General features: G+C 41.1%; 30 protein-coding genes. 12 read left to right on the forward strand and 18 right to left on the reverse strand.

Features of this window, described 5'->3' with window-relative positions:
• Positions 1-486: 486 nt before the first annotated feature.
• Complete coding sequence (locus tag B4U37_RS17445) at positions 487-1,257, reverse strand: alpha/beta hydrolase family protein (protein WP_088020348.1); 771 nt, start codon at positions 1,255-1,257, stop codon at positions 487-489.
• A 123-nt stretch (positions 1,258-1,380) separates the two neighbouring features.
• Here B4U37_RS17445 and B4U37_RS17450 point away from each other — a divergent pair, with 123 nt between their 5' ends.
• Genes B4U37_RS17450 through B4U37_RS17460 form a run of 3 tightly spaced genes read left to right on the forward strand, consistent with a single transcriptional unit; the run spans position 1,381 to position 3,951 of the window.
• The gene (locus B4U37_RS17450; protein ID WP_088019271.1) at positions 1,381-2,376 is read left to right on the forward strand and encodes an ABC transporter substrate-binding protein; all 996 of its coding nucleotides are present in this window, start codon (positions 1,381-1,383) and stop codon (positions 2,374-2,376) included.
• A gap of 11 nt (positions 2,377-2,387) precedes the next feature.
• Positions 2,388-3,167 carry an ABC transporter ATP-binding protein gene (locus B4U37_RS17455; protein ID WP_088019272.1) on the forward strand — a complete coding sequence of 260 codons (780 nt, stop codon included), beginning with the start codon at positions 2,388-2,390 and terminating at the stop codon, positions 3,165-3,167.
• Positions 3,145-3,951: an ABC transporter permease gene (locus B4U37_RS17460; protein WP_088019273.1), complete on the forward strand. Its 807-nt coding sequence runs from the start codon at positions 3,145-3,147 to the stop codon at positions 3,949-3,951. The genes B4U37_RS17455 and B4U37_RS17460 overlap by 23 nt, the downstream gene beginning before the upstream one ends.
• A 17-nt stretch (positions 3,952-3,968) precedes the next feature.
• Here B4U37_RS17460 and ytkD read toward each other — a convergent pair whose 3' ends face one another.
• The 3 genes from ytkD to B4U37_RS17475 form a co-directional block, all read right to left on the reverse strand.
• Positions 3,969-4,442, reverse strand: coding sequence for an RNA deprotection pyrophosphohydrolase (gene ytkD, locus B4U37_RS17465; RefSeq protein WP_010195265.1), 474 nt, complete (start codon positions 4,440-4,442; stop codon positions 3,969-3,971).
• Between the two features lie 104 nt (positions 4,443-4,546).
• Entirely contained in the window at positions 4,547-4,867 is a 321-nt protein-coding gene (locus B4U37_RS17470; protein ID WP_010195263.1) for a hypothetical protein, read from the reverse strand.
• A gap of 72 nt (positions 4,868-4,939) precedes the next feature.
• Positions 4,940-5,338 carry a phage holin family protein gene (locus B4U37_RS17475; RefSeq protein WP_088019274.1) on the reverse strand — a complete coding sequence of 133 codons (399 nt, stop codon included), beginning with the start codon at positions 5,336-5,338 and terminating at the stop codon, positions 4,940-4,942.
• A gap of 146 nt (positions 5,339-5,484) precedes the next feature.
• Between B4U37_RS17475 and B4U37_RS17480 the strand changes: the two genes are divergently transcribed.
• Positions 5,485-5,721: a DUF6154 family protein gene (locus B4U37_RS17480; RefSeq protein ID WP_010195258.1), complete on the forward strand. Its 237-nt coding sequence runs from the start codon at positions 5,485-5,487 to the stop codon at positions 5,719-5,721.
• Between the two features lie 71 nt (positions 5,722-5,792).
• Here B4U37_RS17480 and B4U37_RS17485 read toward each other — a convergent pair whose 3' ends face one another.
• Positions 5,793-6,233, reverse strand: coding sequence for a Dps family protein (locus B4U37_RS17485; RefSeq protein WP_088019275.1), 441 nt, complete (start codon positions 6,231-6,233; stop codon positions 5,793-5,795).
• Between the two features lie 160 nt (positions 6,234-6,393).
• Here B4U37_RS17485 and ytzI point away from each other — a divergent pair, with 160 nt between their 5' ends.
• Positions 6,394-6,549, forward strand: coding sequence for a YtzI protein (ytzI, locus tag B4U37_RS17490; RefSeq protein ID WP_088019276.1), 156 nt, complete (start codon positions 6,394-6,396; stop codon positions 6,547-6,549).
• A 124-nt stretch (positions 6,550-6,673) separates the two neighbouring features.
• Here ytzI and B4U37_RS17495 read toward each other — a convergent pair whose 3' ends face one another.
• On the reverse strand, positions 6,674-7,678 hold the full coding sequence (locus B4U37_RS17495; RefSeq protein ID WP_088019277.1) for a TIGR03943 family putative permease subunit: 1,005 nt from the start codon (positions 7,676-7,678) through the stop codon (positions 6,674-6,676).
• 18 nt (positions 7,679-7,696) lie between these two features.
• A complete protein-coding gene (locus B4U37_RS17500; RefSeq protein WP_088019278.1) occupies positions 7,697-8,707 on the reverse strand; it encodes a permease in 1,011 nt (336 codons plus the stop codon).
• Positions 8,708-8,932: 225 nt separating this feature from the next.
• Here B4U37_RS17500 and B4U37_RS17505 point away from each other — a divergent pair, with 225 nt between their 5' ends.
• Positions 8,933-10,105 (forward strand): FAD-dependent oxidoreductase, encoded by a 1,173-nt coding sequence (locus B4U37_RS17505; RefSeq protein WP_088019279.1) that lies wholly within the window; start codon positions 8,933-8,935, stop codon positions 10,103-10,105.
• Positions 10,106-10,138: 33 nt separating this feature from the next.
• Here B4U37_RS17505 and B4U37_RS17510 read toward each other — a convergent pair whose 3' ends face one another.
• Entirely contained in the window at positions 10,139-10,612 is a 474-nt protein-coding gene (locus B4U37_RS17510) for an S-ribosylhomocysteine lyase (RefSeq protein WP_010195244.1), read from the reverse strand.
• Positions 10,613-10,752: 140 nt separating this feature from the next.
• Here B4U37_RS17510 and yidD point away from each other — a divergent pair, with 140 nt between their 5' ends.
• Positions 10,753-10,980 (forward strand): membrane protein insertion efficiency factor YidD, encoded by a 228-nt coding sequence (yidD, locus tag B4U37_RS17515; protein WP_088019280.1) that lies wholly within the window; start codon positions 10,753-10,755, stop codon positions 10,978-10,980.
• Positions 10,981-10,983: 3 nt separating this feature from the next.
• Here the strand turns inward: yidD and B4U37_RS17520 are convergent, their stop codons facing one another.
• Complete coding sequence (locus tag B4U37_RS17520; protein WP_088019281.1) at positions 10,984-11,544, reverse strand: beta-class carbonic anhydrase; 561 nt, start codon at positions 11,542-11,544, stop codon at positions 10,984-10,986.
• A 166-nt stretch (positions 11,545-11,710) separates the two neighbouring features.
• Between B4U37_RS17520 and B4U37_RS17525 the strand changes: the two genes are divergently transcribed.
• Complete coding sequence (locus B4U37_RS17525; protein ID WP_088019282.1) at positions 11,711-12,895, forward strand: GTP-binding protein; 1,185 nt, start codon at positions 11,711-11,713, stop codon at positions 12,893-12,895.
• A 92-nt stretch (positions 12,896-12,987) separates the two neighbouring features.
• Positions 12,988-14,220 (forward strand): metal ABC transporter solute-binding protein, Zn/Mn family, encoded by a 1,233-nt coding sequence (locus B4U37_RS17530; RefSeq protein WP_088019283.1) that lies wholly within the window; start codon positions 12,988-12,990, stop codon positions 14,218-14,220.
• 49 nt (positions 14,221-14,269) lie between these two features.
• Here the strand turns inward: B4U37_RS17530 and B4U37_RS17535 are convergent, their stop codons facing one another.
• Positions 14,270-15,223: a CobW family GTP-binding protein gene (locus tag B4U37_RS17535; RefSeq protein ID WP_088019284.1), complete on the reverse strand. Its 954-nt coding sequence runs from the start codon at positions 15,221-15,223 to the stop codon at positions 14,270-14,272.
• 253 nt (positions 15,224-15,476) lie between these two features.
• On the opposite strand from B4U37_RS17535, the gene B4U37_RS17540 reads away from it, so the two are divergent.
• Both B4U37_RS17540 and B4U37_RS17545 read left to right on the forward strand, forming a co-directional pair.
• Positions 15,477-16,829: a cytochrome ubiquinol oxidase subunit I gene (locus tag B4U37_RS17540; RefSeq protein WP_088019285.1), complete on the forward strand. Its 1,353-nt coding sequence runs from the start codon at positions 15,477-15,479 to the stop codon at positions 16,827-16,829.
• Positions 16,830-16,843: 14 nt separating this feature from the next.
• Positions 16,844-17,872, forward strand: a complete 1,029-nt coding sequence (locus B4U37_RS17545) for a cytochrome d ubiquinol oxidase subunit II (protein WP_088019286.1) — start codon at positions 16,844-16,846, stop codon at positions 17,870-17,872.
• Between the two features lie 27 nt (positions 17,873-17,899).
• Here B4U37_RS17545 and B4U37_RS17550 read toward each other — a convergent pair whose 3' ends face one another.
• The gene (locus B4U37_RS17550) at positions 17,900-18,184 is read right to left on the reverse strand and encodes a DUF2325 domain-containing protein (RefSeq protein WP_010195229.1); all 285 of its coding nucleotides are present in this window, start codon (positions 18,182-18,184) and stop codon (positions 17,900-17,902) included.
• A 184-nt stretch (positions 18,185-18,368) separates the two neighbouring features.
• On the opposite strand from B4U37_RS17550, the gene B4U37_RS17555 reads away from it, so the two are divergent.
• Positions 18,369-18,524, forward strand: a complete 156-nt coding sequence (locus B4U37_RS17555; RefSeq protein WP_088019287.1) for a DUF1540 domain-containing protein — start codon at positions 18,369-18,371, stop codon at positions 18,522-18,524.
• A gap of 465 nt (positions 18,525-18,989) precedes the next feature.
• Here the strand turns inward: B4U37_RS17555 and B4U37_RS17560 are convergent, their stop codons facing one another.
• The 7 genes from B4U37_RS17560 to menB all read right to left on the reverse strand — a co-directional run bounded on the left by B4U37_RS17560 (position 18,990) and on the right by menB (position 26,890).
• A complete protein-coding gene (locus tag B4U37_RS17560) occupies positions 18,990-19,883 on the reverse strand; it encodes a metal ABC transporter permease (protein WP_010195225.1) in 894 nt (297 codons plus the stop codon).
• On the reverse strand, positions 19,883-21,238 hold the full coding sequence (locus tag B4U37_RS17565) for a metal ABC transporter permease (protein ID WP_088019288.1): 1,356 nt from the start codon (positions 21,236-21,238) through the stop codon (positions 19,883-19,885). The genes B4U37_RS17560 and B4U37_RS17565 overlap by 1 nt, the downstream gene beginning before the upstream one ends.
• A gap of 10 nt (positions 21,239-21,248) precedes the next feature.
• The gene (locus tag B4U37_RS17570) at positions 21,249-21,995 is read right to left on the reverse strand and encodes a metal ABC transporter ATP-binding protein (RefSeq protein WP_088019289.1); all 747 of its coding nucleotides are present in this window, start codon (positions 21,993-21,995) and stop codon (positions 21,249-21,251) included.
• A gap of 47 nt (positions 21,996-22,042) precedes the next feature.
• The gene (locus tag B4U37_RS17575) at positions 22,043-22,975 is read right to left on the reverse strand and encodes a metal ABC transporter solute-binding protein, Zn/Mn family (protein ID WP_425444089.1); all 933 of its coding nucleotides are present in this window, start codon (positions 22,973-22,975) and stop codon (positions 22,043-22,045) included.
• Between the two features lie 399 nt (positions 22,976-23,374).
• A complete protein-coding gene (menC, locus tag B4U37_RS17580; RefSeq protein WP_088019291.1) occupies positions 23,375-24,484 on the reverse strand; it encodes an o-succinylbenzoate synthase in 1,110 nt (369 codons plus the stop codon).
• The gene (locus tag B4U37_RS17585) at positions 24,481-25,971 is read right to left on the reverse strand and encodes an o-succinylbenzoate--CoA ligase (protein WP_088019292.1); all 1,491 of its coding nucleotides are present in this window, start codon (positions 25,969-25,971) and stop codon (positions 24,481-24,483) included. Before B4U37_RS17585 ends, menC begins: the two co-directional genes overlap by 4 nt.
• Before the next feature lie 97 nt (positions 25,972-26,068).
• Entirely contained in the window at positions 26,069-26,890 is an 822-nt protein-coding gene (gene menB, locus B4U37_RS17590) for a 1,4-dihydroxy-2-naphthoyl-CoA synthase (protein WP_088019293.1), read from the reverse strand.
• Positions 26,891-26,898 lie beyond the last annotated feature (8 nt).

Consider the following 26,898-nt stretch of genomic DNA (forward strand, 5'->3'; position numbering starts at 1 on the left):
TTTAACGGCCGTTCAGGCGTATAGAGCCGTTCTATTTGACCATTTTCCTCTTTCTAATGGGCGTTCGGGCGTATAGTGCCGTTCTATTTGACCATTTTCCTCTTTCTAATGGGCGTTCGGGCGTATAGAAAGTTCTATTTGACCGTTTTCCTCTTTCTAATGTGCGTTCGGGCGTATAGTGCCGTTCTATTTGACCGTTTTCCTCTTTTTAACGGGCGTTTGGGCGTATAGAAAGTTCGCTCTGTTACCGTTTCCCCTTTCCGCATGCCGATTCGGGCGTTGAGAAGCCCCCTCTCTTACCGTTTTCCCTTCTCGCATGCCAATTCGGGCGTTGAGAAGCCCCCTCTCTTACCGTTTTCCCTTCTCACATGCCGATTCGGGCGTTGAGAAGCCTCCTCTCTTACCGTTTTCCCTTCTCACATGCCGATTCGGGCGTTGAGAACCCATCTCTTACTTGGAAGGAGCCAGCCAACGCCACACACTCTCTCACTGTTCCTTCATCCACCTTGTCAACCGCGCAACGATCCTCCGATTTTCCTGTGGCGGAAAATAATGCGTGTACTCCGGATAATACCACGCCTCCACCTTCTTCCCCATCTCCTTCGCACACTTTTCCAACCTATAAGAATGCTCAATAGAAACGTTCTTGTCCTGCTCCCCATGAATAATCAATATAGGTGCATTTAGCCGCTCAAGCTCCAGCAATGGTGTCCTCCACTCATATCGTTCTGGATACTTATTCGGAGTCCCTCCAATTACCCGTTTCATCATACGACGCAAATCCACTCGCTCCTCATAGGTGAGAAACATATCGGAAACTCCGCCCCAAGAAACAACCGAACACACTTCAGGGAACTCAATCCCTGTCATCAGGGCCATTACACCCCCACGAGAGAAACCGAACACATGAATGCGACCTGCCTTCACTTTTACATGGCCTGCTAACAGCGTATAAGCAGAAAACGCATCCTCCCTGTCATCTCCAGCAAAGTCCTCATTTCCCTCTCCGCCTTGATTTCCACGATAAAATGGGGCCATCACCACAAAGCCTTCTGAAGCAAATTGAACGATGCGGCCAACACGAACCTGTCCGACGTTTTTTATGCCACCTCTTAAATATAAAAATCCATCATAATGCCCTTCCGCTTTTGGTTCTGCCATCAATCCCTTAACCTTCAGCCCATCGCTAATATAGGTCACAGTAAAAACATTGATATGCGGACTTGGTGATGGATATGGAGTTTTTTCAACAATCATCCCGTCTTGCAAAATATTGCCCCCTTTTGACGCACTAGGCATTCACACATATTTAGCCCAAATCATACGCTAATCTATAAAAACATACAAAGCATATGCCCACAATTTCTGAGGAGGTTGAACATGAAAGGTTTAAGAATTGCATTAAGTATTTTATTATCCTTTGCTTTAATCGCTGCCCTTGCAGCTTGCGGTGGCAGCAAAACAGAGAAGGTCCGGATTGCTGAAGTTACCCGCTCTATTTTTTATGCTCCCCAATATGTTGCGATTGAAAAAGGATTTTTTGAAGAAGAAGGATTGGAAGTGGAACTGACCACGACTTGGGGTGGCGATAAAACGATGACCACCTTATTGGCTGATGGTGCGGATGTGGCATTGGTGGGTTCTGAGACGTCCATCTATGTGTATGCCCAAGGCTCCAATGACCCAATCATCAACTTTGCCCAGTTGACACAGACAGATGGAACTTTTTTAGTGTCCAGAGAAAAATTAGATAATTTCACATGGGATGATTTAAAAGGCAGTACATTCCTTGGCCAGCGTAAAGGTGGCATGCCACAAATGGCAGGAGAATTCGCCCTCAAAAAGCATGGCATTGACCCACAAAACGATTTAAACCTTATTCAAAACGTTGATTTTGCAAACATTCCTAGTGCCTTCGCTTCCGGCACAGGTGAATTCGTTCAGTTATTCGAACCTCAAGCAAGTATTTTCGAAGCGGAAGGCATTGGATATATCGTCGCTTCCTTTGGAGAAGAATCAGGTCATCTGCCATATACGACCTTTATGGCAAAAGAAAGCTATCTAAAAGAGAATCCTGAGACAGCAGAGAAATTCACCCGTGCGCTCTACAAAGCTCAACAATGGGTGGAAAATAACCCGGCATCTGAAACTGCCAAAGTCATTCTGCCATATTTTGAAGATACATCGGTAGAATTAATCGAAACCGTTGTGGACCGCTATAAGAGTCAAGGCTCTTTCGCTACTGACCCTATTCTAGATCAAGAGGAGTGGGATAACCTACAGAACATCATGGACACAGCCGGCGAACTTCCACAATACGTGGAATACGATACGTTAGTAAATACAACCATTGCAGAAGAGGTAATGGAAGAATAGGATGATGAACGATGAGTTTATTATCAATCAATAATATAGAACACATCTACTTTACTCCGGAACGGGCTACAAAGGTTCTTGAAGACATCTCCATCTCCATCGAGGAAGGGGAGTTCATCTCCTTCCTTGGCCCTAGTGGCTGTGGGAAGACGACACTTCTGTCGATTATTGCAGGCCTTCTTAAACCAACAGAGGGTTCTGTACTTTTAGGCGGTAAACCTTCGAAGGAGTGCGTAGCGGACATTGGTTACATGCTGCAGCAGGATTATCTTTTTCCATGGAGGACCATTGAGGAGAATGTACTGCTTGGCTTGAAGATTGCCGATAAACGAACAAAACCTAATATTCAAAGGACCTTACAACTGCTAAAAGATATGGGACTGCCGGATGTGGAAAAATTATATCCTTCCCAGTTATCGGGTGGAATGAGGCAACGTGCAGCACTTGTCAGAACGCTTGCCACCGATCCTCAACTTTTACTTCTTGACGAACCATTTTCAGCACTGGACTATCAGACGAAGCTAAAGCTTGAGGATTTAGTTTTCACCACACTCAAGTCTTTCCAAAAAACTGCCTTGCTCGTCACCCATGACATAGGGGAAGCCATTGCGATGAGTGACCGAATCTTTTTATTAAAAGCAAACCCTGGACGCATTGCGAAAACATTTATTGTACCAAAAGAATTGAGAAACATGATTCCATTTGAAGCAAGGCAGCATCCGGATTTCTCCTCCTTGTTCCAAAAGATTTGGAAGGAGCTGGAGCAACTTGAACAAGAAAGCGAACATTAATCTCCTTCATCAAGGATATTTAAAACAGCGTAAAAAGGTGACCTATCAGGTAAGGCTGTATCAGTTGGTTATCTTCATCGTCTTTTTTTCCGCTTGGGAACTTGCCGGAAAAAACAGCTGGATCAACCCATTGCTGTTCAGCTATCCAAGTCGAATCTGGAATCTGTTCTTAGATAAATTAAAGGACGGTACGTTACTTTCCAATATCGGCATCACCGTTACCGAAACCATCTTCGGGTTTATTCTCGGTACACTCATTGGAACCATCATGGCTGCCATCCTGTGGTGGTCGCCGATGATCTCCAGGGTGCTTGAGCCTTATTTAGTCATTCTGAATGCGATGCCTAAAGTAGCACTTGGTCCTATTTTGATTGTTGCCATTGGACCTAATATGGGGTCAATCATCACCATGGGGGCCATCATTTCGGTTATCATTACGACAATCGTCGTTTACACCGCCTTTAAGGAAGTAGATGATAACTATCTAAAAGTGCTGAAGACCTTCGGAGCAACCCGCAGGCAACTATTCCAGCAAGCAGTCCTCCCAGCGTCCTATCCTACTATTATTTCCACCCTTAAGGTGAACGTTGGCTTGGCATGGGTTGGAGTCATTGTCGGGGAGTTTTTGGTCAGCTCCAAGGGCCTTGGCTATATGATCATTTATGGCTTCCAAGTGTTCAATTTCACTCTCGTTCTTCTGAGCCTATTGATTATCGCGGTGTTTGCGACAATCATGTATCAACTAGTTGAGTACCTTGAAAAAAAGCTAGTCAAACATACGTAAAAGTAAAGAGCAACCCCTCAAATGGAGTTGCTCTTCTTTATTTTATCAAGACAATGTGTCAAAACATCATCTTTCATAATGAAACTATATCGATTATCTTTTCTTATGTTTCCGGGTATCTCTTTCATGAGGACAGGCCCATTCGTTTCAAAGTATGTAGACTGCTTTTCCAACTTATCAATTACGGCAAAATAAACATTCTTAATAATGACTTTTTCTCTTCCATCCACTTTATACTGCCCTATGTATTTCAACTTGGACACATGTCCACCTGTTTCTTCCTTTACTTCCCTGATTGCACCTTGATCGGCAGTTTCCCCATCTTCCACTTTTCCCCCTGGAAACTCCATTCCCCTGTTCTTATGACTGGTCAACAGCCACTGATTCTGGTAACGGCAAATTACCCAGACGTGTTTGGGGTCTCGAGAAAAAGGATGGTCTTCAAAGGATAACATCACTCGGTTGTTATAAATATCTTCAAACTCATACATACTATCGAAACTCCAATATCTCTTTTTTCTTATTTATCTTATCATAGTAGCATCGAAAATGTGAGAGTCAAGTACCCCATTTAGACCATCATTTCTAAAAAAACTTATTCGATTAGATCATCCATAAGCCCCTGATCTTTAATATGAGCCTTTGTCGCTTCATCCCCAAGCTCATAAATCATCTTGAACGCCTGCTGTAATCCGTTATCATATGCATCATTTTCTCGGTCATAATGGTATTGGACAAACGGAATATGAGCCCGCCAAAACCCTTGCCAATCAGAGGAATAATTCTGGTCAAATATTTCCCTTAAATGCGTTATTTCCTCATCTGTTGCCTGTATTTGATAATCCCAAGAAGATGCTGTACTCACTTGTGAAATTGAACCCTCAGCTAGTGAAATGTAATACGTTTTACGCTCCATGTATCTTCACCCTTTCCAGTATCTTCTCTTATTTTCACACAAAACCGCCGCTTTATTCTTTAGTTTCTGTTGTTACGAATCCGCCTTTTTCTTAATGGCATCTATGACTTTCTTCAGTATGTTTGGTATCGGCACACCAATACGAGATGCATTTTCCATGATTGAAATGAATTCATTCACCAAATAAAATAAAATCGTAACATCTTTTATTAAATTTGCACCTAAAATAATGTCCAACACATGTGCAATACTGACCAATGCAAAAATAAATACTTTTTGTGCAATTCCCTTAAAACCCACTCGACTTGACAGCCGTTTTTCCACATATGCAGCCATAATTCCTGTTAAATAGTCTACGACGACAAATATAATTAAAAACAACAACAGTGAGCTGAAGCCTCCATACAAAAAAGACACCATGGATCCCACAAATGATACAGATCCAAGATAGATTAAGTTGTACTTGTCCATGACAAATCCCCCTACAAACTAATTTTTTCTATATTGCATTGTATGCAAATTGCTAACTTCCCGTTACGAATTAGTAGAGTTTTGTGCATGAACTTATTAAATTTGAGGAAACTAATCATTATTTTACTAGAGGAGATAGAAGTGATATGAAATCATTTGAGACGTTTGTAAACAAATATCATAAAAGATGGATCAGGGATGATGAGGATATTGATGCAGTCGCGTATTCGATTGTTAACAGTTTTACACGAGAGCAATGTATCGATCTTATAGCGGAATTATCGGATGAAGAACTTCATCAAGTGGTAGCGGAATTGGTGATGGAACAGGTGAAGGAGTTATTGATAAGTGGAGATAACGGGGACCAGGGACTGCTTCATTAAAAATTAACATTACTCATTAATAAAGCCTTATGCCAGGACTCCGTACAAGTCCTGGCACAAGGCTATTTGTTTTATTTACCTAAGAATGCATGCAGCATCCAGTTGTGTTTCTCCACGCTCTGGTGGATAGCAAGAAGCATGTCACCAGTGGTTTCATCTCCCACTTGGTCTGCAATCTCCATGCCTTCTTTTAACTCTTCTATCAGCGTTGAAAAGTCACTTGCAATGGATTGAACCATTTGCTCTGCCGTTTCTTTCCCTTCCGCTTCATGGAGGGTGGCTATCTCCAAGATCTCTTTCATCGTTCCAACTGGAGTTCCCTCAATTGCTAGAAGTCGCTCTGCCAACTCATCAATATGTGTGGCAGCCTCCCCGTACAACTCTTCAAACTTCTCATGAAGTGTGAAGAACTCCGGCCCTTTAACAAACCAATGATAATTATGTAACTTAATATAAAGAACGCTCCAGTTTGCTACTTGCTTATTTACTACATCCGTTAATTGATTAGACATTTTGTTCTTTTACCTCCTTCAAATATATCAATCTTTATATAGGTTTTTTACCCCTTATAGCGTCCCCCTAAACAATGGACTTATGCCTTCATAAGTTTTTGATAGAGGGTTATAATGATAAAATAAGGAAAAATCATTTTATCTGGAGGTGGCCCTCACCATGAAGATTATCCTGATCATCTGCATCATTATTGTATTAGTCGTGCTTTTCTTAACCCTACTCTCCACCAACAAAGCCTACAAATACGAACACACCATAGACCCAATCGAACCAACCAAAAACGAAAAGGATCCTGCTGAAGAGGAGAAGAGATAAATAAAGTTTAAAAAATAAAAAAAGGGGTCAGACCCCTAAAGGAATTATGCATTAAACGTCGAAACCCCCTGAGCGCTAAGCTCAGGGGGTTCATTGATCTTCACTATTATTGTTTGAATGTTGGTTAGTAGTATTCATAGATGTAAGGTGAGTCCGGTTGTTCCACTCTTTCAAGTGTATCTACTTCGACGTATGGAAGCGTCCAGTTATTGTATTGGGTGGTGGTCAAGGTTCCACTCACTTTCACCCAGTCATCATTCTGAAGGTCTCCTGCACCGCTCATAGTGGACAATGTCCCATAAACACTGGCATCCGCTACACAGCAAGACAATCCAAATCGTGCGACAACAAACTGATTCTCTGTAAAGTCTGCCTCACGGTACACAAATCCAACCATTTCTATTTTCTTGCCGACAAATTCATCAATACTCATATCAATGATGTTCATCATCGGAATATACCTTTCATCATCCACGATAATAGTATCCATCTCAAGCATTTCAGCCTTCAGTTCTTCATAATATCCCTCTGGAGGTTCCTGTAGTTCAAACCCTTCCGGATGTTCTAATGGTGCATCCGCTAACTGTTCATCAATGGTAGGGTCCCCGTTCTCCTGATCTTCCATATACCCTTCAGGATCATCCAAGTAAGCATCCGCTCTTGATGTGTCAGTGTCAGATTCACCGCTTGCACCGTCAGCACCGCCTGATGGCCCATCAAATGCTCCCGCCTGCTCACGTTGTTCTACAATCACCTTAGAATTCGTAAAACCGCGCTTATCGATGATCGAGCTGTCCAAAATATTATCAGGAAACATAAAACCTGTCACAACAGGCAACACAAACATCGAATAAATCAATATAGATTGAATGGGAGTAGAAGACTCCCCGTGGTCAAATCCACAATTACACACTAATTCGTCCTTATTTTTGGATCCACTGCGCCAAATCTGCACTATTCCAAGAATAAACAAAGTTCCCGCTGCAAAATACATGAACGGCATCATCCGCGGAGCAATGAAATTCGTTATATCCCCTGTGGCCAGAAGTTTAAAAAACAAGAGAGTAAATCCTAGCAATATGATTCCACGCAAGTAAATGTGGAACCCATAATCACGATTGCTTTCCATCAATTATCATCCTCTCTCCTACAGCACAAGCTGCTGGAAAATAAGTATGGCGGCGAACACAACAATCGTCACAACTGCCATAAATACAAGTACAAATTTTGTACGGAAGTAAGCAAAAAGCATAAAAGTATTTTTTAAATCTAGCATCGGTCCATAAACCATAAATGCTAACAACGATCCTACTGTAAAGGTTGAACCAAACGATGCGGCAACAAAGGCATCTGCCTCCGAACAAAGGGAAAGTACAAATGCAAAAGCCATCATGACCGCTGGAGACAATACTTCATTCTGTCCAAGCGCCATCAATACACTGCGATCAAGGAATGTCTGGAATAAACTCGCAATAAACGCACCGGCGATCAAGTATTTCCCCATGTCAAAAAACTCATCACTAGCATGGTAAAATGTCGCTTTCCATTTGTTCTGCTGAAGTGCCGGCTGCTCAAGTTCCATGTCTTGTCTGCCTTGCAATTCACTTTTTGTCCAGCGAAGCTGATTTTTATTATCAAAAAGTAATAACATCAAAAATCCGATAACAATACACAAAATAAAGGCAAGTCCAAATCTACCGTATAAAATGGTAGGGTCCCCGTTGAATGCAAAGTATGTAGAAGCTACAACCACCGGGTTAAGAATAGGTGCACCTACAAGCAAGACTACTCCTACATGAAGCGGCATCCCTTTTTTAATTAATCTGCGAACAACAGGAATAATCGCACATTCACAGATTGGTAAAATGACCCCAAGTAACGCTGCCGGAATAATGGCACCAATTGGATTTTTAGGTAAGTATTTTTTTATTTTTTCTTCTGAAACAAATGTTTGAATCAACGCAGAGGCGAATACACCAAGTAAAATAAACGGTATGGCTTCAATAACAATACTTAGAAAAATAGTATTTACATTCAGCCATGAGCTTGGAATATCAAGAGAGATTTCCTTGAAGTCTATAAAAAAGAATAGGTATAGGAAAACTCCAATCAAAGCAAGCCCGATCAAATCCTTAAAAAGACTACTGCTTTTCCTCATTCTTCTACTCCTATCATATTTTCTATTTTGTATTATAACATATCAAACTTTTAAAACTTCACCTTAGTTACTAGCAATATATGTCTAATCTATTAAATGTATGATAGAAAAGTCTGGAAAGATTTTTAGTGTTTCTACTTCTTGATTCCTCGTGCATATTCCTATACTATATGTAATATCTATAATCGTAATGATTACTATTTGCAAGAAAGAGGAGTGTTCACTATGCACCAATGGGTTATCATCGGTGGAGGCATCCAAGGTTTAACCGTTGCCACGTTTTTACTTAAAAAGAATAAAACTACCACCAATCAAATAAGAATAGTTGATCCAAATCCCAAGCCATTGGAAAATTGGAAAAGATGTACCTCCACTATTTCTATGCCATACTTGAGATCGCCCTCTGTTCATCATTTAGATACAGATCCATTTAGTTTGCAGTCATTTTCGAAAAAAAAACAAACTTATCAATCAAACAATGATTTTTATGGCAGATATAAAAGGCCCTCCTTACATATGTTCAATGACCATTGTGATCACCTGGTTGATGAATTAGAAATCCAGCAAGCTTATGTCACATCAAAGGTTAGTAATCTCGAAAAGCGTGATGGGTATTGGAGGGTGGATCTTGAAAACGGAGAAAAATTCAAAGCGGAAAAAGTCGTGATAGCCATAGGAATCAGTGAGCAGTTGCACCTCCCAGAATGGGCAAAAAATCTAAAGCAGACCAACCCTAACTCATTATTCCATGTGTTTGACAAGGAACTTCCAAGTTTCGAAAAAATGAATGCCCCATTTGTAGTGGTCGGTGGTGGAATTACAGCCACTCATCTAGCAATCAAACTTGCAGCTTCGTTTCCAGGGGAAGTAACCATGCTTAAACGCCATCCTTTTAGGATCCATGATTTTGACAGTAATCCCGAATGGCTTGGTCCTAAAAAACGGCATCCTTTTGTCAAAATGAAAGACTACGAAAAAAGGCGTGATGCCATAAAGTCAGCAAGGCATAAAGGCTCCATCCCGTCGGAATTACGGAACAGACTCAACCACCTAGTAAAAACAGAGAAAATATGTATTAAAGAAGGAATGGTAACAGAACATCAAGTCCGTCCTAAGGAAGTACACCTTTCACTTGATACAGGAGAATTTATAACAGCGGGATCCATCCTTATGGCAACAGGTTTTGAACAGAACCTTCCTGGCAAAGACTGGCTAGAACCTGTCATCAAACAAGAGAAGCTTCCATGTGCAAAGTGTGGCTATCCTATTCTTAACAACATGTTAGAATGGGCCCCAAACCTCTATGTAAGTGGAGCACTAGCAGAACTTGAAGTTGGTCCGATTGCCCGAAATATATCAGGAGCAAGAGTGGCAGCTAACATTATATCTTCCATTTAAAAAAGGATGACCCCAAGGAGTCATCCTTACTTTTTATCCAAAAACTTTTTTCAAGTCTTCTTTATCTTGTTCTAACCAGAACTTCATCAAGCGTTTTGCACCTTCAAGATCATGAAGCTTTGCTTGACCGCACTGTTTTTCGTTGGAAGCCGGAATCTCTTCCACTTGGATACCATCTTTTAACGTGTCTTCCATCAAATCAACAATTTCATCTACTGTCGGCTCACCGCTTACCACTAAATAGTAACCAGTTTGGCAGCCCATCGGTGAAATGTCGATGATATCAAAATGGCTGTACTTTTCCGCATGTGTACGGATGTTGAAAGCCAATAAGTGCTCCAATGTATGAATGGCATCAGGCTTCATCGCTTGTTTGTTCGGTTGGCAAAAACGAATATCATATTTATTAACAACACCGTCTGTTCCTACTTTGTGTACTCCACAATGACGAACATAAGGAGCTTTTACCGCATTATGATCAAGTTCAAAACTTTCTACTGAAGGCATAATTGCACTCTCCCTTTATTTAAAAGTTATTTACAGTATAACACAGATTTAATTCCAATTAAATTCATCTGATTTATACGAATTTAATAAATTTTTGGTTTGCCCAACTTTCGATTATAATTTACTTGAGGTGACAGTAAATGAAACATGTTTTTTTATTCATTATACGTTTTTATCGAAAATTCATATCCCCATTAACCCCGCCATCCTGCAGATTTTATCCGACATGCTCCCAATATGGCATGGAGGCAATCGGACGTTTTGGAGCAATCAAGGGCGGTTGGCTTACCATAAAGAGAATTCTTAAATGCCATCCTTTCCATCCTGGCGGTATCGATCATGTCCCAGAAAAGAAAGAGAAGAATTAATTTTTACTCATATCCATTAACGACAAGGTCTAATTTACCTGTGTGCGGATCAATTACTAGTCCATGCACAGGTACCCCGTCTGGCATAAGTGGATGGTTTGCAATCATATCCACACTTTCCCTAACACTTTCCTCTACACTATCAAACCCTTTTAAGAATCCTTTTACATCAATGCCTGCATATTTCAAATCATCAATCGTTTCTTTCGTTACTCCCCTTGCTTCCATCTTTTCACGTATGCCTTCAGGATTGATTTTCCCCATTCCGCAATCGTGATGGCCAACAACCAATACTTCATCTGCATTAAGCTCAAACACTGCAACCAAGATACTTCTCATAATACTCCCAAACGGATGCGACACAATCGCTCCGGCATTTTTTACGATTTTCATATCCCCATGCTTCAGGTTCATCGCCTTTGGGAGAAGATCCATCAGCCTTGTATCCATGCAAGATAAGACCACTAATTTTTTGTCAGGAAACTTGGTAGTCTGGTATTGAATATACTCCTCTTTTTCAACAAATCCGGTATTATGTTCTAAAATTTCATCCAGTAATTTCATCTGTTTTACCCTCTTTCTGAATAATAGTTTAGATTTCCTTCTTTCAATATGACAAACTCAACCCAAAATGACAATAAAAATAGCTTGTTTTCTGTTTAGGTTTTTAGTACTATTTATTTATAAATCGTAAAGGTTACGGTTTAAAGAGAAAGGAAGTCTATTTTTTATGAAAAAGAACATACCTGTAACAGTGCTTAGCGGTTACCTTGGTGCGGGAAAAACAACACTATTAAATCATATCCTGTCCAATAGAGAAGGTTTGAAAATCGCTGTAATCGTTAACGATATGAGTGAAGTGAATGTAGATGCTGCACTCATTCAGCAAGGTGGGTTTTCCAGAACGGAAGAAAAGTTGGTAGAAATGCAGAATGGCTGCATTTGCTGTACCTTGCGTGAAGATTTAATGAAGGAAGTAGAGCGTCTAGTAGACGAAGGCAACATCGACTACATCGTTATCGAGTCCTCTGGAATAAGTGAGCCAATTCCTGTTGCCCAAACTTTTACTTACTTAGATGAAGAATTCGATATTGATCTCACTGAAAAGTGCCGCTTAGATGCGATGATTACTGTGGTAGATGGGTTCCGCTTCTATGATGACTATCAATCCGGAGAAAGTCTCTTAGATCGTAAACAAGGAACTGATGAATCGGATACCCGCGAGGTTTCCGACCTATTAATCGACCAAATTGAGTTCGCTGATATTCTTTTATTAAATAAAACTGATTTACTAGAACAAGAATATATAGTGGAATTAGAGGCACTATTGAAGAAATTGAACCCTGAGGCAAAAATAATTCAAACGGTAAATAGCCAAGTGGAGTTGGATGTCATTTTGAACACAGGCCTGTTCGACTTTGAGAAGGCCAGCCAAGCAGCGGGTTGGATTAAGGAATTGAACGAAGAGCACATCCCTGAAACCGAAGAATATGGAATATCCTCTTTCGTTTATCGTCGCAGGAAGCCATTTCATCCAGAAAGATTGAAAGCTTGGCTAGATAATTGGCCTGGCGAGATTGTCCGTGCCAAAGGGTTCTTCTGGCTTGCTTCAAGAAATGATATGGCTGGTTTGATTTCTCAAGCTGGTGCATCTATTATGATTCAAGGTGCTGGAGAATGGGTTGCAAGCTACAACGAAGAGGAGAAAAGACAAACATTAGAAGAAGAACCAGAATTATTGGAAAGATGGGACGAAACATATGGAGACAGAATGACAGAACTCGTCTTCATTGGCATTGAAATGGAACAAAAACAGATTGAACGCTCACTTGATACCTGTCTTCTTACGGAAAAAGAAATGAAGGAGGACTGGTCTAAGCTTGCTGATCCTGTCCCCACTTTTATCATAGAGTAATTGTAAAAATTTTATAACATTAATCTTTTTAGTTCTCAAATCGTAATAGTTACGATATAATGTGTTGGGATACAAAACGAGAGGAGAAAACAATGAAAACTAAATCTATATTTATCGCAATGATGTTAGTAGTTTTTACATTCCTTGTTGGATGTAATTCAGATAATCAGGCTTCTGATGGCAGTGAAAAATTGACTGTATACACGACGATCTTCCCTTTGGAGGACTTTACAAAGAAAATTGGCGGCGAGCATGTTGATGTGAAGTCTGTCTTTCCTGCTGGAGCAGATGCACATACTTTTGAGCCCTCAACTAAAACAATGAGTGAAATGGCTTCTGCTGATGCTTTCATTTATACAGGAGTTGGTGTTGAAGGTTTTGCGGATAAAGCCAAAGGTGTTTTGGAAAACGAAGATGTTACCATTGTAGCTGCAGGAGAAGGAATTGAGTTACGTGGTGAAGAGGAGAGTCATGACGAAGAAGCTCATGAAGAAGAGCACGACCACGAGCATGACGAAGAAGCTCATGAAGAAGAGCATGACCACGAGCATGAAGAGGAAGCTCATGAAGAAGAGCACGACCACGAGCATGAAGAAGAAGCTCATGAAGAAGAGCACAACCACGAGCATGACGAAGAAGCTCATGAAGAAGAGCACGACCACGAGCATGAAGAAGGAGCTCATGAGGAAGAGCACGACCACGAGCATGAAGAAGAAGCTCATGAGGAAGAGCACAATCACGAGAATGAAGAAGAGCCCGGTGATGAGCATGGAGAAGATGGACATGAAGGACATGATCATTCTAATGGAGATCCACATGTATGGTTAGACCCTACTCTTTCTATCACACTTGCTGAAAATGTTAAAAATGCACTTGTTGAATTGAAACCAGAAGCAAAAGAAGATTTTGAAGCAAATTTTGAAACGTTGAAAGCTGACTTAGAAAAATTAGATACGGAATTCAAAGATACAGTGGATAGCGCGAAAACAAACAAGATTTTAGTTTCCCATGCAGCATACGGTTACTGGGAGAATCGTTATGGATTGGAGCAAATCAGCGTGAATGGATTATCTCCAACTCAAGAGCCATCCCAGAAACAACTAACTGAAATTATCAATACTGCAAAGGAAAATGAAATCCAATATGTAATTTTTGATCAGAACATCAGCGGAAAGATTGCTGAAGTGGTTCAGGATGAAATTAAAGCAGAAGCGTTGGTCTTGCATAACCTAGAGGCAGCAACAGAAAAAGACGTAGAAAACGAAGAAGATTACTTCAGCTTGATGCGTCAAAACTTAGAGACGTTGAAGAAGGCGTTGAACTAATTAGATAGTGAAAGAGGCAGCCTTTGTTGGGCTGCCTCTTTCACTTCCTCTATTCTCCCCGTAACGCCTCACAAAACTTCTCCACTTTCTTATCATCAATTTCTTTTCCTATCAGTATAATGGAGGGCTCTACGTCGGTTTTCTCGATTTTGTTCAACACCAAAGTAGAAGCAGCATACTGAAACTCGTATAATCCAGGAGTTTCATCAAGCCGCACAATCCCTTTGGATCTTACCACCTGTTTAGAGAGTTTCTTCAGTTGTTTCTCTAATACCACTCGATTAACCGGCTCTGAAAACGCTACTTTGACAGCTTCTATGTGATGGTGATGATGATGGTGGTCATGTCCAGCCCCTTTCCCATGCTGATCCACCCTTACTTCTCTCATTTGCATTCTCTTTTCCAAAAGAATCTCTAGTGGAACCTCCCCATAACTTGTTCGGTAGACAGGAACATGATCTTCTAATTCATCAGCAAGCTTGGACTCCACTTTAATCAACTCTTTTTCAGAGACAAGATCCATTTTATTCAACACCAACAAATGAGCAGATGTGACTTGCTCCTTCAACAAGCCCCGTATTTCTTTTGAACTGTTGAAAAAGCTTTGATACTCAAGATAGTGACTAGCATCCACAAGACTGATCATGGACTGCAATTCAAAATGTTCCATGTACAGAGGTGTTAACAATACATCTTTAATTTCAAGTGGATTGGCGACACCAGTTCCTTCAATGATTAAGACGTCCACCTTTTCACCAACATATTGATCTAGCGTTGATTTCAGGTCATCTTGTATGGTACAGCAGATGCACCCATTTAGAAGTTCCACCACCCTCTCTCCCTGAAAGAGATGATTTTCCACATTTTCATCTCCAAGTTCATTTAAAATGATACCAGGCTTTAATCCTTCATCTTTAAAATGTTCTAACATATGTAAAAGCACGGTTGTTTTGCCGCTTCCTAAAAATCCGCTTATCACGTAAACTGGTACTTTTTTAGACATCTTTTAAGCACTCCTAACGTTTCTACTTATTATCTTATTACCCATTATACAATTGGCTTAAAAGCAAATAAACCAAAAACAAATCGTAATCATTACGTTTTTATTTTATCTGTAATCCTGCTATCTTTCAACTTTTTTCATTCCGGCTCTGAATTATTTGTAAAGAGCCGTCTTTTCTTTAGCAAATTATGCATATTTTGTGGAAAATTGTGGACTCTAACGGTATACAACAGCTTGAAGGGACGTAGCCAAAATGGAAGATGTAGTAATTGCACGGTCATTGTTTGGAACCACGATGGGATTTCATATCATATTTGCAACACTTGGCGTTGGGATTCCGTTAATGATTTTAATTGCTGAATTGATGTATCAGAAAACGAAAAACCGTGAATACGCTATTATGGCAAAAAGGTGGACGAAAGCAAAAGCGGTGCTACTTGGTGTCGCAATCCCTACAGGTACAATTGCCGGGGTACAACTTTCCCTTCTATGGCCCGGCTTTATGGAGGTCATCGGTAAGGTCATGGCCCTCCCGTTTCAGATTGAAATATATGCTTTTTTCATTGAAGCATTGTTTATTTCCATTTACGTGTATGCAGCAGACCGCATTTCACCGTGGATGCGAATCTTGAGTGTGACGCTTGTGACCATCGGTGCGGCGGCGTCAGCGGTCTTGATAACAAATGTCCATGCGTTTGAAGGAACACCGGCAGGTTTCCGAATCGAAAATGGTCAGATTGTCGATGTGGATCCTTGGGCAGCCTTTTTCAATCCCAGTTTCGTTGTGACAGCTGCACATGTTGCAGTATCCGCATTTATGACAGGCGCCTTTGTTATTGCCTCCGTAGCAGCTTATAAAATGTTACGAAATAAACATGATGAGCGAGTATATAAATTTCACAGAAAGGCTCTGATCATGGGGCTTGTTGTGGGAGGAATCTTTTCGTTTATGACTGCAATTAACGGGCATGAATCTGCGCAACTTTTGCATCAATATCAGCCAGAAAAGTTGGCAGCAGCAGAAGGCCTTTTTGAAACACAGTCACATGCCCCGCTTGCAGTTGGAGGATTCACAGATAGGGAAACAAAAGAGGTAAAATGGGGCATTGAGGTACCATGGGCATTAAGCTTTTTAGCGGATGATCGTTTTGACACGGTTGTTGTCGGTCTCGATGACTTCCCTGAGGAGTATTGGCCACCATTATTTGTTCATACTCTTTTCAATGCAATGGTTGGTATCGGTTCACTCTTGATCATGCTCTCTTTGTTTGGGTTCTTTTGGAGCAAGATTCTCAAAAAAACAACCTATCCAAAATGGCTAATGTGGCTCTTTGTTGCTGCTGGCCCGCTCTCCATGTTGGCAATTGAGTTTGGATGGATTTTCGCGTGTACTGGAAGACAGCCGTGGGTTATCTATCGAATTATGCTAACGGAGGATGCTGTCACAGGCAACCAGAACCTTGCTGCTTTATTCATTGCATTTGCAGGGATTTACGTATTGCTTGGAGTTGCGGTCGTGCTAGTGCTGCGTTATTATTTCAAGCGCCATCCAATAGAGGACGAGTTGAACGATATTCCCCCATCATCTAATGGGGTTCAAGCATAAGGAGGATTACCTTTATGACAGATGTAATATTGGCAATTACCGTCCTATGGGGCTTCATTTTCATCTATGCCGTCATGGCGACGATGGACTTTGGAGCCGGTTTCTGGTCCATGCTCTATATCAAAAATGAAAAAACAAATGCCACCAATATCGCTAACCGGTATTTATCTCCAACTTGGGAAGTTACCAATGTATTTGTTGTAGCCGTAGTGGTGGCCATATACAGTTTCTTTCCAAGCGCTGCCTATACGCTTGGGACTGTTCTTTTAATCCCGGGAAGCATCATTCTTCTTTTGCTTGCAGTACGAAGCGGGTTCCTTGTGTTCTCACATATCGTGGATGATTACCATAAACCTTTAACCTACGTATCAGGAATCAGCGGATTTATTATTCCCGCTTTTTTAATCCTTGTTTTGCCGATTACTCATGGTGGGTTTGTAGATAATATTGATGGGGTGGACACATTAATGCTTGGCCGTTTATTGACAAGCCCGCATGCCCTCTCCTTTATTCTTTTTGCTATAAGCAGTACATTGTTTCTGTCTTCTTTGTTACTTGCGGACTTTTCTAAAGTTGCAAATGACAGACACGCGTATGCTATTTATAGAAGAGATGCACTAATACTAGGCCCAGTCTCATTATTGGGGGCCCTGTTAATCATGGTCACCATGCGATATGAAGCAACATGGCTCTTTAATGGAATGATGGACTATATTGTATGGTTATTCATTTCTGCGGGTATGTTTGTCGTAACAGGCGTTGCTCTTGTTATTCCAGGAAAGAATGGCTGGACCGGCCTGCCGAGATTAGGGGTGGTATCTGCTTTTATTCAATACGCATTGGCAAGTTATGCATACGGACGGGCACATCTTCCTTATATCATCTATCCAAATGTCACGATCCAAAACGCATTTACAGACCCTGCTTCCTTTCGGGCTCTCTTCATCACGTATATTGTCGGTTTTATCATTTTATTTCCAGGCTTTATCTACTTCTGGCGATTGTTTATGAAGGACGAAAAATACATCAAAAGCGAAAATTAGGGTCAGGGAGAATGTTTCCTGACTTTTTTATTTCGAAAAATTACAAAGAACTTTCTGGATAGAGCTCCAGGAACGCTTACAGTAGAAAACCGGCTTGTTGCTTTCTTTTGCTTTTTGCTTGATCACTTTAGCAAGATTGTGGTTGATGTAATCGGTTAGAACCAAAATAATATCAATATGCTCTGGGATGCTTCTCTTCACTACTTGCACCTTTCTACCGTCAATATGTAAGACATTTTCAAATCCCTGTGTAACAAGCTTTTCTTGAATATTACCTAAATGATCTGCGCCAACTACCATTAATGAAGCCATAATATACTACTTCCCTTCTGTTATTTAATTGAGAATCGTTCTCTTTAATAACTACATAATAATTGAGAATGATTCTCTTTGTCAATAAAATTATAAAATATACCTATTTTTTTATATGAAGTATGAAATTTTTTTTATGGCTAACAATAGAAATGTATCTTCTGTACAAAAAAGGAGGGTAACAATGGCTAAAGAAGTTTTATGTGAAGTGGAAAACTGTAACTATTGGGGCCAAGGTAACCTTTGCCAAGCCGATGCTATCTATGTAGTGAGCCATAAAGGGAACACTGCATATGATTCAAAGGACACCGACTGTAAAACATTCAAACCTGCTCATTAATTTTACAAAACAAAGAGCCCAAGAGCTACGCGGCAGGTAGTTCTTGGGCTTTACTATGTAATAAAACAAGTCCTTTAGTTGATTGGTTAATCGCCGTTGTTCCTTTCCGCAAATGGCTTCGCTTTCCTAGGGGCGCTGCTGGAGCCTCCTCGGCTTCGCCTGCGGGGTCTCCACCTAGCGCTATCTCCCTCAGGAGTCTTCGCCTTTTGCTCCAATCCACAGCTAGAAATTACATGAACAAAAAGTTTATTTTTTCAGTAGTTAATTCAAATCTCTCTTCATAAACCTACGTTGAATGAAGTAACCTAGTTGATTGGAGTGGAAGGCGCGCAGACGCCCGCGGGAGGAAGGGACAGGGGAGACCCCGCAACGCAGTGAGGAGGCTCCCGGACCGCCCGCAGGCAAGCGAAGCGCCTGGAACGGAAATCAACGGTATAATATACCAAATATTTTAAAAGCCCCCATTTACTGGAGGCCGTTGCTTTCCTTCGATAAACTTCTTCTAAAGAACCACTTCATCACCAATCCGTGCTTAGGCGATAAGAAAAAGGTTAAAATAAACAATATCCCAGCCATTGAAGCCATCATGCCTGATATTGAGACATTGAACAATGATGCTGCATAATATCCAAGAACTGCCGAGGCAACCCCGATACCAGCACTTAATAAGAGCATGATACTCAATTTATCAGTCAGGAGATATGCACTTGCCCCTGGCGCAATAAGCATCGCTACAACTAAAATCGCCCCTACACTATCAAAAGATGCGACTGTAGTAATGGAGAGCATCCCCATTAATAAATAATGCATGAACATGACCGGAATCCCAATGGCAAGTGCCATTTCAGGATCAAAAGAGCAAATTTTCAACTCTTTATAAAAAAGCAGAATGATTGCCAGATTAATGATCAGAACAGCGCCAAGCATCCAAACTGCCCTCGGTCCGACATCTATCCCTGCAATAGTCAATGTGTCCCAAGGAACAAAAGCGATTTCCCCCATCAATGCATGATCCACATCTAAATGAATTCTACCCGCATATAAAGAGACTAAAATCACGCCTAGTGCAAAAAGGGAGGTAAATACAACGCCGATTGCCGCATCCGATTGCACACCTGAAGAATGGAGCAGCTGAATGAAAAATGCGGTCAATAACCCAACAACTAATGCGCCTGCAAACATATAAATACCGTCTAAGCTGTTTGAGACTAGGTATGCACCAACGATACCAAGTAATACAGTATGACTAATTGCATCTGCAAGCATGGCCATTCTTCTCAGGATAAGAAAACATCCGGTAAGACCGCAAGTAATGCCGACTAATGATCCAGTTAAAATAATCCACCCTTCATAACTCATCAGCCTTCACTCCCTTCTACTGCAGAATGGAAGCCTTTGTTCCCTAATTTTCTTTTCTTTTTGTATAAAAACAAACCATTGGGTTCCCTTCCAAAATCCTTGAGCAAAGCCCGTAGCTCATCAATTATTTCTTTCGGCCCATTTAACAGGTCCATGCTGCCTTCTCGCCAGTTTGAAACAGGGAACTTACTTTCAAACATAAGATACATATCCAATAACCTGTTTTTTAGAACAATTTCATGGGCCAATTCAAGCCCTTTTTCTGTAAGCATCAATTGTTTATTAGCCTGTTCTTCCGCCAATAAACCTTCCTTTTTCAATTCTTTTATAACGGCAAGCAGCATGAGTGAGGATACCGGACGTAACTCTACTACCTGTTGGAAAGAGTAGCTTCCCATCTCTTTTCCTTCTGACTCTTTCAACGTGGTTTCACTCAACTCGTACAGACTGGATAGGACATTTTCTCTTGTTATTAAACGCTTGACCTTCCATTGCTTAACCATTTTAGGCAATATTCCTTTTTTCGTACCGAATAAAAGGGAGAATAGAAATAAAAGAGTTGCTGCTAAAATAATTAAAGGCCCTGTTGGCATTCCTCTTGAGAGTGTACTGAGAAGTGTTCCTACAACTCCTGAAACTCCACCGACAATCCCAGCTAGGACTACCATATAATCAAGCCGCTCTGTCCAATACCTTGCAGTGATGGCAGGGGTGATTAACATGGCAGCCATTAAAATAACTCCAACTGCTTGAAGCCCAATGACAACTGCTCCGACAATCATCGTCATCAATAGCCCATTCAGCCACTTGACCGGAAGCCCAATCCCTTGAGCAAATTGAGGATCGAAAGTAATAAGCTTCAATTCCTTGAATAGGATGAATGTGATGAAAATCAACACAAATGCGATCACACTGATAATTTGAACATCCAAACCCACAATCGCTGCCGCTTGCCCAAAAATAAAGGAATCGAGCCCTGCCTGATTGCCGCTCCCATTTTGCTGAATGTATGTTAACAGGACGATACCAAAGCCAAAAAACACCGAAAGAACGAGTCCGATTGCTGTATCTTCTTTTATTCGAGAATGTTTAATAATGGCTTGAATACAATAAGTCCCGATTAACCCTGAAATGGATGCCCCAATTAGGAACCATGACATCGACTTCGCTCCATATAGTAGGAAAGCAATACAAATACCCGGTAAAGCAGCATGTGCCATGGCATCCCCAAGAAGGCTTTGCTTCCTTAGTAAAGCAAAACTTCCGATAACACCACTTGCTATTCCAAGCAGAATCGTTCCCAGCAGCACCCACTGCACGTTCGGATCTTGTAGCATATTGAGAACTGTTTCCATACTGTCACTCCTATTGTTCGACAATGGCATGATTTTGGTCTAAAAAGGCCAACCGTCCACCATACGTTTTTTGCAAGTTATCCATCGTAAATACTTCTTCAGTTGGACCTATCGCAATTTTTCTGAGATTAAGCAGTAACACCCAATCAAAATACTCCTTTACTGTCTGAAGATCATGATGTACTACCAGCACTGTCTTCCCTTGTGCTTTCAGTTCATTGAGAATGGTAATGATTGCTTTCTCTGTCGCCGCATCTACCCCGACAAATGGTTCATCCATGAAATACACACTTGCGTCCTGAGCAAGTGCTCTTGCTAAGAACACTCGTTGTTGCTGCCCGCCTGAAAGTTGACTGATCTGGCGAGTACCGTATTCTTTCATGCCCACTTTATCAAGGCACTCATAAGCGAACTCAATATCTTTTTTATTCGGCCTTTTCATCCAACCAATATGACCGTATCTCCCCATCAGGACTACATCCAATGCATTTGTAGGAAAGTCCCAATCAACAGATCCACGCTGTGGAACATAACCGATTAATTTACGCTGTGATCTGTATGACTTTCCATAGATTGATATAGTACCAGACGCCTTTGGAATTAATTCCAAAGCCGCCTTGATTAATGTAGATTTTCCGGCACCATTCGGTCCGATAATCCCAATAAGTTTCCCTTCAGGTACACTGAAACTAATTTCTTTTAATACAGGTTTACGATGATAAGCGACTGTTAAATTTTCTATTTTGACTGGCTCCATATTCGTTCACCTTGCTTTCTAATTGCTTTTTCTCATAGGAAAATAATTTACTTTAATGAATTTACGATTGTTTCGATATTATGTCGGAACATTCCTAAATATGTTCCCGTTTCTGTTCCTGCAGCTCCCATAGCATCAGAGTACAATTCCCCGCCAATTTCAACCGTGTGCCCTCTGCTTTCTGCACCTTGAACGACTGCATTAATGGAGTCTTCAGAAATACTGCTTTCTACGAATACTGCTTTTATGTTTCTTTCGACCAGTAAATCTACAATGGAACGCACATCATTCAAACCAAACTCTGCATCCGTACTTAAGCCTTGAAGTCCTGTCACTTCCATATCGTATGCTTCTCCAAAATATTTAAATGCATCATGAGCTGTTACAAGCACTCTGCTCTCTTGTGGGATTGTTGCTATTTGTTTCTTCGCGTATGCATCCAGTTCTTCTAATTCCTCTATATAAGCAGCTGCATTCTCTTCATAATAGTCTGCATTTTCTTCATCTTGTTCAATGAGTGAATCTTTCACTTCTTCTACGGCATACAACCAAAGGGAAATATCAAACCAAACATGCGGATCCATCTTATCTGCTTCCCCTTCTGCAACTAAAAGCATTTCAGTAGGTACAGACTCTGCGACCGCAATTGTCGGCTTTTCTTCTGTCATCTTATTCAGGATTTCGCCCATTCTCCCCTCTAGTCTAAGCCCATTATAAAAAATGATATCTGCATCATTCAGTTTGCTTAAATCCCCTTGGGATGCTTGGTACAAGTGAGGGTCGATTCCTGGTCCCATCAAACTTTCTACTTCCACTTTATCTCCACCGATGTTTTCCACAATATCAGCTATCTGAGCGATAGTGGTAGTAACTTGAATTGTTTCCTTTTCATCACTATTCGCTCCGGAAGAACAGGCTGTCAATCCAAGTCCAAGAGCTCCAACTAGTAACAATTTCCCCAAAAGTTTTTTCAATTTCATCTCTCTCCTTTAACATTAAGTATTTGTACTAAGTAACAAAAGTTTCTCTTGTGCAAATTATATGGTAAAAAAATACACATTTTTACCTATCTCCTAGACCACTTTATGCAGAAGAAAATAAAAATGTGATTGAAAACTTGACCAATGACAGTAATTTAAGCCTCAACCTAAAAAGTTGCCCTCATACAAAACTTAAACCCTAAGCAAACTTTTGTCAAGAACAAAAAAGCGCGAAAAAAGTGAAAAAAAAGAAAGAAAAGGGGTCAGACCCCTCTAGGAATTTCGCTATCCACGTCGAATATAAATAAGTTAACAGTAAAAAGGCCATGCAGTGATGGTGCTGCAGGGCCTTTTGTGATCTTTTTAGTATTTTGTCGGAATTTTTTAGTGGTCTTTTGTCTATGCATGAAAGGTAGCTTTTCGTTTAGTAATTTGTTCTATAAACGTTTCATCCACTTTGAAGCCGATGCCTGGTCCTTCAGGCACCTTTACATTGCCATGCTCCACTACCACTTCCGGTATAATGACATCCTGTTCCCAATAACGGCTTGAGGCAGAAAGATCCCCTGGAATAGTAAAGTTGGGCAAAGAAGCAAGGGCGATATGAAAGGCTCTCGAAATCCCCGTCTCCAACATTCCCCCACACCAGACAGGAATGTCATGCTCCTCACATAAGTTATAGATGTCGATCGCGTTAGCCAGTCCGCCTACCCTGCCGATTTTAATACTCATCACTTTGCAGCTGCCAAGCTTTATGGCGTTTCTTGCATCATGAAGGCTAACAATACTCTCATCCAAGCAAACCGGAGTAGATAAAATCTTTTGCAATTCCGCATGCTCCACAATATCATCCGCGGCAAGTGGTTGTTCAATCATCAGCAATTTCAATGAATCTAAGTTTTTTAGCCGCTCTACATCCTTTAGCGAATAGGCAGAGTTTGCATCTGCAAGTAAAGCAATATCAGGATAAGCATCTTTTATCACTTTAAGCATCTCGTAATCGTTTGTCGGATCTATTTTCACCTTAATGCGTTCATAACCTTCTATTATTCTACTCTCAATGGTGGAAAGCATCCTCTCTGGAGAATCCATGCTCACTACTATTCCAGCTTTCACCTCTTTGCGAACTCCACCAATATACTCAGCCAATGAAACACTGTCCCTCTTAGCGAATAGATCCCACACGGCCATCTCTATGCCGGCCTTGGCCATCTGATTTCGCTTCCAACGTGAAAGAGCTTCATTCACTTCTCGCGGCGACTTCCATTCTCCCTGGATAATTGTAGGGATAAAAAACTCAGTCAACATATGCCAAGCAGTTTCAATGGTTTCCTCTGTATACCATGGAGAAGAAAATGCAACCACTTCTCCCCACCCAGAGTGTCCTTCGTCATCCGTAACTTTAACTAAAATGCTCTGTCTATCTGCAACTGTTTCCTGGTGAGTTCGAAACGGTTGAACTAATTTCATAGATGTCAGGAATAAATCAACCTTCTTTATTTTCATCAATGTTCTCCCACCCCACCAGGCAACATTTTCAATAATTCTCTGCGCATTAACTTATTTGACGCATTTCTCGGCAAACGTTCTACCACATATATTTTTTTAGGTGTTTTATAACCTGCTAACTGCTCGCGCACAAATGAAAGTAAGGCTTCTTCCAAAAGCTCTTTTTCCCCATCGGATACAACAAATGCCACTGGAACTTGTCCCCACCGATTATCCGGCATACCAGTAACCCCTGCGTCTTTTACAGAAGGGTGGGAAACAAGAATCGCTTCAATCTCTGCAGGATAGACATTCTCTCCACCTGAAATGATTAAATCACTTCGTCTGTCTACTACAAACAAAAAACCTTCCTCATCTACATAACCTAAATCCCCTGTATACAACCATCCGTCCTGTATTGCCTCAGACGTGCTCTCTTCCCGGTTGTAATACCCGGTTGTTACGTTTGGACCTTTCACGACGATTTCCCCTGTTTCATTAGGTTCAACTTCCATTCCGTCAAGCATTATCTTCAACTGACATGGAAACAGCGCCTTCCCAGCTGAACCTACTTTCGACATGGAAAAGTCAGGAGAGAGGGTGACAATTTGTGAGCAGGTTTCCGTCATGCCATAGGTCTGGTAGACAGGAATAGATTTTCTCATGCACTCTTCCAGAACCGATTTGGGGACTGGGCCGCCACCAACAAGCATGCATCGAAACGATGGCGGATAAGATTCTGAACCAAGTTGCTCCAACAAGCCGCTTAGCATAGTCGTCACAACCGATACAATGCTAACTTGCCGTTCCATCAAATCCTGATGTACTGCCTCCGCTTCAAAACGCTTATGGATAATAACTCTCATCCCATAAATTACACTTCTCATTAAGATGGACAAACCACTAATATGAAAAATAGGCACTGCCAACAGCCAGCAGTCCTCTTCATGCAACCCCATATTTAAAGCAGAGCCTGTAGCACTCCAAAAGTGATTGCCATAGGTTTGCTTTACTCCCTTAGGAAAGCCTGTAGTACCACTTGTGTACATGATGGTATCAATTTCTTCAAGTGAGAATTCTTCTACTGGAGTCAATTCACTCTCTTTTAGCTGAAGTACTTTTGAAAATGGCACGATTTTCTGAGTTCCCATAAACTCTTTACTTTCCTTCAGCCCTAGTTCTCTTTCGTCATCGACCAAAATAAAGCGGGATGCTGCGTCTTCTACTTGATAGGACAGCTCTTTTGAAGTTAATCGTAAATTATGTAATACAGTGATCGCCCCGATATTTTTCAGCGCAAACAACAATTCTACCAGTTCCAAGCTATTGGCCATAAAGAGAGAAATCCTGTCCCCACGCTTTACTCCCAACTCTACTAACTTACCTGCCAAGTTCAATGAATTTCTGTATAACTCTAAAAAAGTAACCGATCTATCTTCCATTTCTAATGCTATACGATTAGGAGTCAAGGCAGCCCGATTCATTAAAAAGTTCGGCAATATTGTCATCACATAATCCTCCTCACAACCATTTTCCCATAAAAAGAAGAGCAATCCAAAAGCCAAAAGCTCTTAGATTGCCCTCCAAACACCAAAAGTGTAATTATTAAGGGAAACGAGGGAATTGTCCAAAGTCCGGCTTTCTTTTTTCTTTAAAAGCATCGCGGCCTTCTTTTGCCTCTTCCGTTGTGTAATACAATAATGTAGCGTCTCCAGCAAACTGTTGGATACCAGCCAAGCCATCTGTGTCTGCATTCATGGCAGCCTTCAAGAAACGTAGAGCAGTCGGACTGTTTTCTAACATTTCTTGACACCATTGTACTGTTTCATCTTCTAAACGCTCCAAAGGAACAACCGTGTTCACTAGCCCCATATCCAATGCTTCCTTCGCATCGTATTGACGGCATAGGTACCAGATTTCACGCGCTTTCTTATGTCCAACGATACGCGCAAGGTATCCGGAACCGTAACCAGCATCAAAGCTTCCCACTTTAGGGCCAGTCTGTCCAAAGCGTGCATTGTCAGCAGCAATTGTTAAATCACATACTACATGCAATACATGTCCGCCACCAATTGCCCAGCCTGCAACCATTGCTACTACTGGTTTTGGTGTTACACGGATTAGACGTTGAAGGTCAAGTACGTTCAAGCGTGGAATCTCATCTTCCCCAACATAACCGCCATGTCCGCGTACTTTTTGGTCTCCACCGGAACAAAACGCTTTGTCTCCAGCACCAGTTAAAATAATGACGCCAACGCTAGAATCGTCACGTGCATACGCGAACGCTTCAATTAGTTCCATTACTGTTTTCGGACGGAATGCATTATGTACTTCCGGACGGTTGATCGTAATTTTCGCGATCCCGTTATATGTTTCATATAAAATGTCTTCAAATTGTTTTGGTCCTGCTATCCATTCTCTTGCCATGTTTTATT

This window comes from Sutcliffiella horikoshii, assembly GCF_002157855.1.
Taxonomy (GTDB): domain Bacteria; phylum Bacillota; class Bacilli; order Bacillales; family Bacillaceae_I; genus Sutcliffiella_A; species Sutcliffiella_A horikoshii_C.

Excerpts from the sequence above, each read along its gene's own strand:
- B4U37_RS17445 (WP_088020348.1), bottom strand. The coding sequence starts at position 1,257 with ATGATTGTTGAAAAAACTCCATATCCATCACCAAGTCCGCATATCAAT.
- B4U37_RS17450 (WP_088019271.1), top strand. The coding sequence starts at position 1,381 with ATGAAAGGTTTAAGAATTGCATTAAGTATTTTATTATCCTTTGCTTTA.
- B4U37_RS17455 (WP_088019272.1), top strand. The coding sequence starts at position 2,388 with ATGAGTTTATTATCAATCAATAATATAGAACACATCTACTTTACTCCG.
- ytkD (WP_010195265.1), bottom strand. The coding sequence starts at position 4,442 with ATGTATGAGTTTGAAGATATTTATAACAACCGAGTGATGTTATCCTTT.
- B4U37_RS17470 (WP_010195263.1), bottom strand. The coding sequence starts at position 4,867 with ATGGAGCGTAAAACGTATTACATTTCACTAGCTGAGGGTTCAATTTCA.
- B4U37_RS17475 (WP_088019274.1), bottom strand. The coding sequence starts at position 5,338 with ATGGACAAGTACAACTTAATCTATCTTGGATCTGTATCATTTGTGGGA.
- B4U37_RS17480 (WP_010195258.1), top strand. The coding sequence starts at position 5,485 with ATGAAATCATTTGAGACGTTTGTAAACAAATATCATAAAAGATGGATC.
- B4U37_RS17485 (WP_088019275.1), bottom strand. The coding sequence starts at position 6,233 with ATGTCTAATCAATTAACGGATGTAGTAAATAAGCAAGTAGCAAACTGG.
- ytzI (WP_088019276.1), top strand. The coding sequence starts at position 6,394 with ATGAAGATTATCCTGATCATCTGCATCATTATTGTATTAGTCGTGCTT.
- B4U37_RS17495 (WP_088019277.1), bottom strand. The coding sequence starts at position 7,678 with ATGGAAAGCAATCGTGATTATGGGTTCCACATTTACTTGCGTGGAATC.
- B4U37_RS17500 (WP_088019278.1), bottom strand. The coding sequence starts at position 8,707 with ATGAGGAAAAGCAGTAGTCTTTTTAAGGATTTGATCGGGCTTGCTTTG.
- B4U37_RS17505 (WP_088019279.1), top strand. The coding sequence starts at position 8,933 with ATGCACCAATGGGTTATCATCGGTGGAGGCATCCAAGGTTTAACCGTT.
- B4U37_RS17510 (WP_010195244.1), bottom strand. The coding sequence starts at position 10,612 with ATGCCTTCAGTAGAAAGTTTTGAACTTGATCATAATGCGGTAAAAGCT.
- yidD (WP_088019280.1), top strand. The coding sequence starts at position 10,753 with ATGAAACATGTTTTTTTATTCATTATACGTTTTTATCGAAAATTCATA.
- B4U37_RS17520 (WP_088019281.1), bottom strand. The coding sequence starts at position 11,544 with ATGAAATTACTGGATGAAATTTTAGAACATAATACCGGATTTGTTGAA.
- B4U37_RS17525 (WP_088019282.1), top strand. The coding sequence starts at position 11,711 with ATGAAAAAGAACATACCTGTAACAGTGCTTAGCGGTTACCTTGGTGCG.
- B4U37_RS17530 (WP_088019283.1), top strand. The coding sequence starts at position 12,988 with ATGAAAACTAAATCTATATTTATCGCAATGATGTTAGTAGTTTTTACA.
- B4U37_RS17535 (WP_088019284.1), bottom strand. The coding sequence starts at position 15,223 with ATGTCTAAAAAAGTACCAGTTTACGTGATAAGCGGATTTTTAGGAAGC.
- B4U37_RS17540 (WP_088019285.1), top strand. The coding sequence starts at position 15,477 with ATGGAAGATGTAGTAATTGCACGGTCATTGTTTGGAACCACGATGGGA.
- B4U37_RS17545 (WP_088019286.1), top strand. The coding sequence starts at position 16,844 with ATGACAGATGTAATATTGGCAATTACCGTCCTATGGGGCTTCATTTTC.
- B4U37_RS17550 (WP_010195229.1), bottom strand. The coding sequence starts at position 18,184 with ATGGCTTCATTAATGGTAGTTGGCGCAGATCATTTAGGTAATATTCAA.
- B4U37_RS17555 (WP_088019287.1), top strand. The coding sequence starts at position 18,369 with ATGGCTAAAGAAGTTTTATGTGAAGTGGAAAACTGTAACTATTGGGGC.
- B4U37_RS17560 (WP_010195225.1), bottom strand. The coding sequence starts at position 19,883 with ATGAGTTATGAAGGGTGGATTATTTTAACTGGATCATTAGTCGGCATT.
- B4U37_RS17565 (WP_088019288.1), bottom strand. The coding sequence starts at position 21,238 with ATGGAAACAGTTCTCAATATGCTACAAGATCCGAACGTGCAGTGGGTG.
- B4U37_RS17570 (WP_088019289.1), bottom strand. The coding sequence starts at position 21,995 with ATGGAGCCAGTCAAAATAGAAAATTTAACAGTCGCTTATCATCGTAAA.
- B4U37_RS17575 (WP_425444089.1), bottom strand. The coding sequence starts at position 22,975 with ATGAAATTGAAAAAACTTTTGGGGAAATTGTTACTAGTTGGAGCTCTT.
- B4U37_RS17585 (WP_088019292.1), bottom strand. The coding sequence starts at position 25,971 with ATGACAATATTGCCGAACTTTTTAATGAATCGGGCTGCCTTGACTCCT.
- menB (WP_088019293.1), bottom strand. The coding sequence starts at position 26,890 with ATGGCAAGAGAATGGATAGCAGGACCAAAACAATTTGAAGACATTTTA.